Source organism: Sutterella massiliensis, assembly GCF_016899755.1.
GTDB lineage: Bacteria > Pseudomonadota > Gammaproteobacteria > Burkholderiales > Burkholderiaceae_F > Sutterella > Sutterella massiliensis.
Genome location: NZ_JACJJC010000309.1, coordinates 1 through 417, shown reverse-complemented (window position 1 = coordinate 417; position 417 = coordinate 1). Strand labels below are relative to the sequence as shown.

The following is a 417-nucleotide window of genomic DNA, read 5'->3' as shown; positions in this document are numbered from 1 at the left end:
TGTCGGACTTGTCGAGTTCAGCGAGTTCGTCGGCACTCATCGTGACGCCCTGCTTGTTGACGTCGATGTTGAGGCAGACGGCGCCCTGATCGAGCGTCTTGATGACGTCGCTGCGGTACGGATCGAGAATGTTGTTGAGGTTCCATTCGTCAACTACTTCGCCGTTCGGCGCCACTTCAATGATCACGTCTCGGATCGTGCGCACGCGCTTGCCGTCGGGACGGGCGTAGTCGGCGTCCGAGACGCGGATGAGGTAGTTGCCGTTCTGCATCGGGTCGAGCGAGTGACTGAAGTCGTCGTAGCCCTCGGGGAGCATGCGGTTGAAAACCTTGCGGCCCATGAGGTCGTACTTCACGTAGCGCTGACCGTAACCCCAGGTGAGGGCGCCGTCCGCATTCTGACGGAAGCCCATCATCG

Annotated in this window: 1 protein-coding gene; it reads right to left on the bottom strand. The window is 60.4% G+C overall.

Annotated features, from left to right (window positions below):
• Nucleotides 1–417 (bottom strand): aryl-sulfate sulfotransferase (locus H6A60_RS12700; protein WP_205105211.1); only part of this gene is annotated, 417 nt, incomplete at both ends.